Source organism: Gordonia sp. NPDC003376 (assembly GCF_053589235.1).
In genome coordinates this window covers 1-8778 of record NZ_JBSFRM010000038.1, presented here as the reverse complement: position 1 = coordinate 8778, position 8778 = coordinate 1, and the positions used below count along the sequence as shown (strand labels likewise).

Here is an 8778-nt window from a genome sequence, read left to right as displayed (position 1 = left end):
AAACCCCCGCCGGCCGAACTCACCGAGGTGACCACCCCGGAGGATCTCACCACCGCTTCGACGGCCGCCGCATCGCACAGTCCACACATTGCCGAGCTGCCGGGAGGACTTCGAGGCGTTCGGGGTCGATCGGCGAGCCGCATGTCTCGCATCGACCGTAGGACCCCTCACCGACGCGGTCGAGCGCCGCATCGATCTCCTCGAGGCGTACACGTGACCGCTCGATCTGGGCGATCAGGTGACCGCGTTCGACGGCGAGCGTGGCCCCTTCGGGGTCGTGCTCGTCGTCGGCGGCCTCGTCCGCGGTGGCCTCGAGCACTGCGGCGAGACGCTCCGTCAACGACTCGACGAGACCGAGTGTCGAGGTGCGCTCCGCGATCAGGGCGGCCCGGCCCACGCGCCCATCGTGCTCGGTCATCGTTCCTTTGTACGCCGCGCAACCTGCCACACCGACGCCGCCGGGTCCTGCCACCTGTCGTCGCACGCGTGTGCGAACATGGTCACGTGAGCGCACGCAAGAGCAGTGGACTGACCCCTGACGACCTGGAGACACTGGCCGCCGGAGTGGCCGCAGGCAAGCGCGTGACGGTGTATCTCGCCGATCCGGTGCCATCGCTCGGGCTCGAGGCAGGGGCATCCGCACGTGTGGTGTCCGTCGATGGCACGACGGTGACGGTGAGTCCGAAGGGCATCGACGACCAACTCCCGTTCGAGGCCAACGAACTCCAGCGTTCGCGTGCCGCGACACCGACACCGACACCGGCTTCCCGACGCCGACCAGCCGCCGCGCCCGCCTCACCTCGTCCGTCGGCGCCGACAACCTCCCCGTCACCCACACCGGCCTCATCAGCCGAACCCGAAGCAAGGCCCAAGTCCGCGGCCCCGGCGAAATCTGCTGCGCCCGTGGTGAAACGCCAGCCCACACGCGGTGCCGAGCCCACCGCAACACAGGCTTCGAGCCCCACGACGACCGCCAAGACGACACCCCCGAGGGCCGCGCGATCCGCGAAGGCCTCGAAGGCGTCGGTCAGTGTCACAGTGACGTCGGGTGGGGAGGGGTCGTGGACGGTCGTGGTGGCGAACGGCAGCAAGAAGAGCAAACCGACCGAGGTGGCCGCAGACCGCGTCGCGCGGGCGATGCGCGAGCTGGGCGACGACGCCGCGATCGATGCCGTCGACGGTGTGATCACCGCGGCGCGTGAGGCGGCACAGAAGCGGATCGACGAGCTCAGTCTCGAGCTCGAGACCGCACGCGCGGCCCTGGCCCAACTCGACGTCGACGACGAGCGCCCCTGACCCGCGGCCACGGGACGGTCGGTCCTACACCACACCACACAGGCACTGAAGCGCCCATCACCCCACATGCCACACAGTCGGGTGTGTCTATCCTGAGGCGTGATCTCCTCTTCATCCCGGTCTCAGACGTCAGGACGTATTCGTAGCGCAGCGTTCACGGCGAAGGTCATGTCTGCAGAGGAGGCGGTGCGGTTCATCCATCCCTCCGACACCGTGGCGATCAGTGGTTTCGGAGGGGCGGGCACCCCCAAGGCGGTCGTCCCGGCGTTGGCCGAGAGGATTCGGGAGACCCGGGCGACGGGCTCGAACTTCACGATCAACCTGCTGACCGGGGCCTCGGTGACGTCGGAGACCGAGAAGCTGCTCACGGAGGTCGACGGCATCGCCCTGCGTATGCCGTATCAGGCCGAGTCGACGGCCCGAAAGAAGATCAACGACGGTCGTATGGACTACGTCGACATCCACCTGTCCCACGTCGCCCAGCAGGTGTGGGAGGGCTACTACGGCAAGGTCGACGTCGCCGTCGTCGAGGTCGCCGGGGTCACCGAGAGCGGGGAGCTGATCCCGTCGTCGTCGATCGGCAACAACAAGACCTGGCTCGACGTCGCCGACAAGATCATCCTCGAGGTGAACTCGTGGGTTCCCGCGGAGATGGAGGGGATGCACGACGTCTACTACGGCACCGCGTTGCCACCGAACCGCAAGCCGATCCAGCTCACCCGGGTCGAGGACCGTATCGGTCAGCCGACGTTCCGGGTCGATCCGGCCAAGGTCATCGCCGTGGTGGAGACCCATGGCCGTGACGGCGCCAACCCGCTGACCCCCTCCGACGGCGTGAGTCAGGCGATCGCCGGCCACGTCTTGGACTTCTTCGCCCACGAGGTGCGCGCCGGACGACTCCCGGCGGACTCACTGCTTCCGCTGCAGGCCGGTGTGGGAAACGTCGCGAACGCCGTGCTCGGCGGTCTCGACCGTGGCGGATACAAAGGGCTGACCTGCTATTCGGAGGTCATCCAGGACAGCATGCTCCGCCTGGTCAAGGACGGAACCGTCGCGCATGCATCGGCCACGGCCCTCGCGCTGAGCGAGGAGGGGATCGAAGAGCTGACGGCGAACATCGAATTCTATCGGAAGCACATCATCCTTCGGCCGCAGGAGATCAGCAATCATCCCGAGATCATCCGGCGGTTGGGGGTGATCGCGATGAACGGCATGCTCGAGGCCGACATCTACGGAAACGTGAACTCGACACATGTCATGGGCACCAAGATCATGAACGGCATCGGCGGTTCGGGTGACTTCGCGCGCAACGGATACGTGTCGATGTTCTTGAGCCCGTCCACGGCACGGGGAGGCACGATCTCGGCGATCGTCCCCATGGTGCCGCACGTCGACCACACCGAGCACGACACGCAGGTCCTCGTCACCGAGCACGGCCTGGCCGATCTGCGTGGTCTGTCACCCCGTCGACGGGCGCATCTGATCATCGAGAACTGCGCGCATCCCGAGTACCGGCCGATGTTGCACGACTATTTCACGCGTGCCGAGGCGCAGCCCGGTGCCGGCCAGACACCGCACCTCCTCGGTGAGGCATTCGGCTTCCACCAGCGCTATCTCGAGACCGGCTCGATGCGCTGAGAACCGCAGCCGGGCCGGGGCTCCACCGCCCTCGACCTTGTGCCCTGGCGCGCCGGCCCACGGGTTGGCAGTGTGCCCGGTATGGACATCGATGGGCAGACCCCGATCGTCGCGGCCGTGGACGGATCCGATCTATCGGCGGATGTGGTGCGTTTCGCCGCGCGCGAGTCGCGATTGACGTGTCGGGAACTGGAGGTGGTCGGTGTCGCCAAGGTGCATGGCGAGGACTCCGCTCGTCGTGACGACATCCTCCGTGAGCATGTCCAGGCAGATGTCGATGCCGCGGTCGCATCGGTAGCCGGTGACGTCGGGGGTCAGGAGATCTCGGGGGTCGTGCTGGACGGCCATCCGACGGATGTCTTGTATGAGATCTCGCGCCACGCCCACGTGCTCGTCGTGGGCACTCACCGGCTCGGCGGCCTCGAATCGCTGGTGACCGGTTCGGTCAGCGCAGATGTCGCCGCCCACGCGGCGTGCCCGGTGGTGGCCGTTTCCGGCCCGGCGCCGACAGATGGACAGGTCGTGCTGGGGATAGACGGATCGCCCTTGTCGCAGGCCGTCGCACTGAGTGCGTTCACCGCCGCGGAAGCGCGAAGGACCGGGGTCACTGTCGTCCATGCGACCGGCGGCGATGCGGTGCAGGCGCAGACATCGGTCGAGGAGCAGATCGTCGAGGCCCGACGCCGTCATCCCGATGTCGCGGTGCACGTCGTCGTGTCCGGTGCCCCTGCGGCACAGGGGATACTCGATGTCGCGCACGACGCGCAACTGGTGGTGGTGGGATGTCGCGGCGGGGGAGCGCTGCGCAGTCTCCTGCTGGGCTCGACGAGCCGGGAGATCCTCCGGGCGTCAGCGGTTCCGGTCATGGTGGTCTCGGTGGGGATCGGAGGCTGACCGCCGCCGACACAGAGCGCGGGTCCAGTCCCGATCGGCGGTGCTCTCCCCACGGGTCGACCGTCCACGAGCCGGCTCCATCTCGCCTGCGCCCAAGGCTGTCTCGGGTACACCTGAACCGATTCGGCCGGACTGGTCATCGTCAGACCGGCCGAATCGGCCAGGTACGGTCTAGACGATGCTGCCGACCGAACCACCGTCGACGCCATAGACACTCGACGTCACATAGGACGCGAGATCGGAAGCGAGGAACACGACCACATTCGCCACCTCATGGGGTTGCCCGATACGGGCGAGGGGAAGGTTGCGTGCCTTCATCTCGGCCTCGATCGACTCGTCCCGCGACACCCCGTGGACCGCGGCGAAGGTGTCGGCGAGGCCTCCCGGCATGGACCACATCGGCGACATGGTGGCACCGGCGGCGACGGCATTGACGCGAATGTATGGACCTTCGGACTTGGCCAGGGAGGTGGTGAACGAGAGGATCGCCGCTTTCGACGCCGCGTAGTCGGGTCCGCCGACGATCGGCTGACGCCCCAGGTCGGAGGCATTGTTCACGATGACGCCGGAGTGCTGTGCGCGCATACGAGGAAGCAGATGGGTTGCCGCGCGGACCTGACTCAGGAAGTTGAGCTGCAAGGCGTCGATCCAGTCCTGGTCGCTGAGCGTGTCGAAGAGACCGAGACTTCCGGCACCGACGTTGTTGAACAGGACGTCGACCCGTCCGTCATACGGGGCAAGTGCTTCGTCGAGCCCGGTCGTGACACCGTCGAGGGTGCTCAGGTCGGCGACGGCGTAACCGACCCTCCCGAGTTCGGTCGCGAGGGCGGCAAGTCCGGCTTCGTCGCGGTCGACGAGTGCCAGCTTCGCGCCTTCGGCCGCAAACGCACGGGCGGAGGCGGCGCCGATTCCCGATGCGGCGCCGGTGATGACGACGACCTTGTCGCGCAGTCCTGTGTCCATGTCGAATGACCTTTCCGTGGTCGTGTGGGGTCAGGGAGTCGGGGTGGGCACGATCGCTGGACGATCGTGGCCGTCGGCGAGGTGTTCGCCGATCACTCGATCCGGTGGCCCGACCTGGACGACCGGTCGTTGATCGAACTGCGCCGATGGACCACCCGCCTGCGCACGGTGTTCACCGCAGCGACCGAGAAACGCCGATGCGAGGCCGTCAATGCACTCCTCGTCGACGGTGTCGCCAGCATGTATCTCACGACACACGATGGGCTACGGCCACATCTGCACTTCACGCCGGACGAGGACGACGTGGTGAGCCGGATCATGGCGGTCACCGCCGGCGGCCTGGCGATCTTCACCGTCGAGGCCGACGGCCGCCGACTCGGACGATGTGCGCGCACGGGATGCGGACAGGTGTTCGTCGACACCAGCCGCAACGGTCGCCGCGCCTATTGCTGCACCCGCTGTGGCAACACCGACGCGGTACAGCGCCATCGGGCGAGGGCGGGCCGTCAGACCGGTAATGGTTGACATGGATCAAACCATTGCGAGGTAGTGCGAGATTCGGTGCACGTCCGGGCTGGTCAGCCGGCGTAGAGCCGTGTGACGGCATCGATGAGTTCGGTGAGGCCGTTCGGTCGGGCGTCACGCCACCAGACCAGGTGTACCGGGATACGCGGTCCGTCCTTGACGGGTCGATAGACGATCCCGGGACGCGCATGATGGTCGGCGGTCGCCGCGGCCGTGCTCCCGACGCCGCGTCCTGCCGCGATGGCGTCGAGCCAGCTGTCGACGTCGGTGGTCTCGATGAACTCGGGCGGGTGCTCGAAACCACGCCACAGCTCCTCACCGGTGGTTCCCGAACGAGGGTCGATCACCACGGTGCGTTCGGCGATCTCGGCCATCGTGACCTGGCGGCGCCTGGCCCATCGGGGGTCGTCGGAGGCGTATGCGACGAAGCGTTGTTCGAGACCGACGACCACCGAATCGAAGCGGCGCACGTCCACCGTGCGGCGCACGATCGCCACGTCGCACAGCCCCTCGGCCAGGCCCGCCGTGGGGGAGTTATGTCGCACGAGTTCGAGCTGGATCGCCTCGTGGTCTCGGGCCCATTGCCGCTGCAGGGGAGCGGTGTGACGCCCGAGTGCGGCCCACGCGTATCCGAGCCGTAGTTGTCCGTGCCGGGTCTGCAGGAACTGCTCGAACCGTTCCGCCTCGGCGAGCAGGCGACGCGCATGGGGGAGGACCTCGAGTCCGGCGCTGGTCAGTTCACACCCGCGCGGTACGCGACGGAGCAGCCGATCGCCGATCACACGCTCCGCCGAGGCGATCGTGCGCGAGACCGCGGCCTGCGAGATGTGCAGTTCCGCAGCCGCATCGGTGAACGAACCCCGCTCGGCGCACATGACGAAGACCCGTAGCTCCCTCGGCCTGTACCTGGCCATCGAACGAATCGGGTTGGGCCTGGCGGTCACGGTGGAGTTCCTGGGGCCGCTGACCGTCGCGATCGTCACCTCCGGCCGCGTCCTCGACATCGGGTGTGCGATCGTCGCCGGCGCCGGTGTCGTCGTGCTCACCGATCCCGGACCGACCACCGACGTCCTCGGTGTTGCGTTCGCGCTGGCCGCCGCCGCATCGTGGGCCGCCTATATCCTGTTGAACCGCAGTGTCGGCCGACTGATCCCGGGCCTGCAGGGCACCGCGGTCGCGAGTGCGGTGATAGGCGGACTCTGGCTCCCGGTGGCCGCGATGGCTCCCTGTGGCCGCGAACTGGTTTGTCATCCACCCGCCGACGACGGCCGCAATGCTCCTTGCCCTCGCGTGCGGACTACTGTCGTCCCTCGTCCCGTACATCTCGGATGTGGTGGCACTGCGTCGTGTTCCGGCGGCGATGTTCGGGACCTTCTCGAGCATCAGCCCGGTCTGGGCCGCCCTCGCGGGATGGCTGATGCTCGGACCTCGGCGAGCATCACACCTTGCCACACAGCTCAATCAACGAATCGTTGTCCCCTTCGTCAACGACGGCAGGGTTGCGCTCTTTCGCATACGGGGCGGGATGGGCCGTCATGTCGGCCGCCCGGACTGAAGCACGCTGACCAAGCCGTCAACGGCTGCCGGCGAGCTGAGCCTACCGGCAGACACCTCCGCCCCAGAGTGATCAGTGTGCACGTAGCGCAGCCCGCTGTCGACGCCTGCAGCTGTCCATTGGATCGTGACGGCCGCGCCGGTATCGGCTCGCAGGATAAGTTGTTCGTCGGACTCGTTGACTGTGATGTGAGGGCGCAGGTCTGCGACCGCAATGTGCGCTCGAGTGACGGCGTCGACCAATAGCGATTCGCGATGATGGCCGTACACCAACCGCCAGTACCGGTCTGCGGGTGGTGTCTGGTAGCTGCCAGTGGCCGCGCGGATTGCGTCGACGAGTGCAGCTACATCGAATTCGTCGGCATCGTCGGGACCGGCCCGCAGGTCGGCGACAATCGCGTCGAGCAGGGAATCGCGGTCCCGCATTGGCATCCGCTCCTATCATCAAGATGAACGCCATGCACCGTTGGCGCACACGGCAACAGCAAGACTCTACCGGGGACCCGCGCTTGGGCGCTTCTCGCCGATGCCGAGATCCGCTGGGCTCGCTGGTCCGTCCCCCGTAGCTGCAGCACGCATCTCCACGTAGGGCTCGAATAGATCGTTAGGCGTGCATTCAAGGATGTCGTCCTTCCCTGCATCGTTTTCGTCACGTGTGGACGAGTGTGAGCGAGCAAGAACAGTGGCGAGTGGCAATGATCTGACCTGGGGCTCGCCAATTGCGTTGAAAATCGTCTGCGCCGATTCTTTGCAGAACCGGTGGTGACTGGTCGGCAGTGCTCTTAACTGCATGAACTCGACCGTTCTCTGGCGCCCAGGACGCAATTGGCGACCGACAGGGTCACCACACACTCGGAGAAAGAACACGCCGCACCAACCTACAAGCAGGGCTTTGGATGTCACCCACTCTGCGCGTTCGTCGACCACGGTGCCGGCGGCACCGGTGAACCGCTGGCGATCGCGTTGCGGGCCGGCAATGCCGGAGCCAGCACCGCCGCCGACCACATCACCGTGGTGGGCCAGACACTGGCACAGTTGCCCTCGGTCTCCGGTTCACGGCCCGGTTAGAGTGTGTTGATCCGTACCGATGCCGCCGGCGGCACCCACGACTTCCTGGACTACCTGACCCGCCGACGACTGGCATACTCCGTCGGCTTCAGCCTGACCGAGTCCACGGCCACCGTCATCGACCACCTCCTCACAGGCATGGGCCCCGGCTTACGACGCCGACGGGATCGAACGTGACGGGGCATGGGTGGCCGAGTTGACCGGTGTTCTCGACCTGAGCACCTGGCCGGCCGGGATGCGAGTGATCGTGCGCAAAGAACGCCCGCATCCGGGTGCGCAACTACGCTTCACCGATCGCGATGGTTTGCGGCTGACAGCTTTCGCCACCAACACACCCCGCGGCCAACTCGCCGACCTCGAACTACGCCACCGCCAGCGTGCTCGATGCGAAGACCGGATCCGCACCGCCAAAGACTGTGGACTGACGAACCTCCCGCTGCATGGCTGTGCCACAACCAGATCTGGTGCGCTCTGGTCATGCTCGCGTGGGAGTTGATCGCCTGGACTCAGCTGCTGGCCTTCACCTACACCGACGCCCGTCGGTGGGAACCCAAACGGCTACGCCGCCGCCTGTTCACCATCGCCGCCAAAATCAGCCGTCACGCCCGCCGAACACAGTTGAAGTTAGCCGCCCACGCACCCCACAAGGCGCTTCTCCTCGCCGGAATACGCAGGCTAGGGCGTGTCTCCCAACCGTTGCAACCAGTTGAGGATGGCGTTGAGAGTCACCCCGGCCCGGTAGGTAATGGCGAGTTTGTCGTAGCGGGTGGCCAGTCCTCGCCATTGCTTGGACCAGGAGAAGGATCGTTCGACGACGTTGCGGTCCTTGTAGAGTTCGGC

The 8778-nt window shown here is 66.6% G+C and carries 10 protein-coding genes and 1 pseudogene; 6 read left to right on the top strand and 5 right to left on the bottom strand.

The genetic code is table 11. The features are described 5' to 3' along the window. Positions 1-46: 46 nt before the first annotated feature. The gene (locus ACWDUA_RS23615; protein ID WP_449753456.1) at positions 47-418 is read right to left on the bottom strand and encodes a TraR/DksA family transcriptional regulator; all 372 of its coding nucleotides are present in this window, start codon (positions 416-418) and stop codon (positions 47-49) included. Between the two features lie 86 nt (positions 419-504). Here ACWDUA_RS23615 and ACWDUA_RS23610 point away from each other — a divergent pair, with 86 nt between their 5' ends. From ACWDUA_RS23610 to ACWDUA_RS23600, 3 genes are all read left to right on the top strand, one after another. Next, complete coding sequence (locus ACWDUA_RS23610; RefSeq protein WP_449753455.1) at positions 505-1296, top strand: DUF6319 family protein; 792 nt, start codon at positions 505-507, stop codon at positions 1294-1296. A gap of 99 nt (positions 1297-1395) precedes the next feature. Continuing rightward, positions 1396-2934: an acetyl-CoA hydrolase/transferase family protein gene (locus ACWDUA_RS23605; protein WP_449753454.1), complete on the top strand. Its 1539-nt coding sequence runs from the start codon at positions 1396-1398 to the stop codon at positions 2932-2934. 81 nt (positions 2935-3015) lie between these two features. Then, positions 3016-3828 carry a universal stress protein gene (locus ACWDUA_RS23600; RefSeq protein WP_449753453.1) on the top strand — a complete coding sequence of 271 codons (813 nt, stop codon included), beginning with the start codon at positions 3016-3018 and terminating at the stop codon, positions 3826-3828. A 171-nt stretch (positions 3829-3999) separates the two neighbouring features. Here ACWDUA_RS23600 and ACWDUA_RS23595 read toward each other — a convergent pair whose 3' ends face one another. Continuing rightward, positions 4000-4791, bottom strand: coding sequence for an SDR family NAD(P)-dependent oxidoreductase (locus ACWDUA_RS23595; RefSeq protein ID WP_449753452.1), 792 nt, complete (start codon positions 4789-4791; stop codon positions 4000-4002). 66 nt (positions 4792-4857) lie between these two features. On the opposite strand from ACWDUA_RS23595, the gene ACWDUA_RS23590 reads away from it, so the two are divergent. Beyond that, the gene (locus ACWDUA_RS23590) at positions 4858-5316 is read left to right on the top strand and encodes a CGNR zinc finger domain-containing protein (RefSeq protein ID WP_449753451.1); all 459 of its coding nucleotides are present in this window, start codon (positions 4858-4860) and stop codon (positions 5314-5316) included. A 53-nt stretch (positions 5317-5369) separates the two neighbouring features. Here the strand turns inward: ACWDUA_RS23590 and ACWDUA_RS23585 are convergent, their stop codons facing one another. Continuing rightward, positions 5370-6230 (bottom strand): LysR family transcriptional regulator, encoded by an 861-nt coding sequence (locus ACWDUA_RS23585; protein ID WP_449753450.1) that lies wholly within the window; start codon positions 6228-6230, stop codon positions 5370-5372. A 359-nt stretch (positions 6231-6589) separates the two neighbouring features. Here ACWDUA_RS23585 and ACWDUA_RS23580 point away from each other — a divergent pair, with 359 nt between their 5' ends. Then, the gene (locus ACWDUA_RS23580; protein WP_449753449.1) at positions 6590-6871 is read left to right on the top strand and encodes a hypothetical protein; all 282 of its coding nucleotides are present in this window, start codon (positions 6590-6592) and stop codon (positions 6869-6871) included. Here the strand turns inward: ACWDUA_RS23580 and ACWDUA_RS23575 are convergent. Beyond that, positions 6850-7296: a hypothetical protein gene (locus ACWDUA_RS23575; RefSeq protein WP_449753448.1), complete on the bottom strand. Its 447-nt coding sequence runs from the start codon at positions 7294-7296 to the stop codon at positions 6850-6852. The genes ACWDUA_RS23580 and ACWDUA_RS23575 overlap by 22 nt on opposite strands. A gap of 363 nt (positions 7297-7659) precedes the next feature. On the opposite strand from ACWDUA_RS23575, the pseudogene ACWDUA_RS23570 reads away from it, so the two are divergent. Further along, positions 7660-8634: pseudogene (locus tag ACWDUA_RS23570) on the top strand (IS1380 family transposase); the annotation flags it as partial. Here the strand turns inward: ACWDUA_RS23570 and ACWDUA_RS23565 are convergent. After that, positions 8614-8778, bottom strand: a 165-nt coding sequence (locus tag ACWDUA_RS23565) for a transposase (RefSeq protein WP_449753476.1), incomplete at its 5' end; no start/stop codon positions are given. The pseudogene ACWDUA_RS23570 and the gene ACWDUA_RS23565 sit on opposite strands and share 21 nt — an antisense overlap.

Bases quoted from the DNA above. Each gene is read 5' to 3' on its own strand.
- ACWDUA_RS23615 (WP_449753456.1), bottom strand. From the start codon at position 418: ATGACCGAGCACGATGGGCGCGTGGGCCGGGCCGCCCTGATCGCGGAG.
- ACWDUA_RS23600 (WP_449753453.1), top strand. From the start codon at position 3,016: ATGGACATCGATGGGCAGACCCCGATCGTCGCGGCCGTGGACGGATCC.
- ACWDUA_RS23595 (WP_449753452.1), bottom strand. From the start codon at position 4,791: ATGGACACAGGACTGCGCGACAAGGTCGTCGTCATCACCGGCGCCGCA.
- ACWDUA_RS23585 (WP_449753450.1), bottom strand. From the start codon at position 6,230: ATGGCCAGGTACAGGCCGAGGGAGCTACGGGTCTTCGTCATGTGCGCC.
- ACWDUA_RS23580 (WP_449753449.1), top strand. From the start codon at position 6,590: ATGCTCCTTGCCCTCGCGTGCGGACTACTGTCGTCCCTCGTCCCGTAC.
- ACWDUA_RS23575 (WP_449753448.1), bottom strand. From the start codon at position 7,296: ATGCGGGACCGCGATTCCCTGCTCGACGCGATTGTCGCCGACCTGCGG.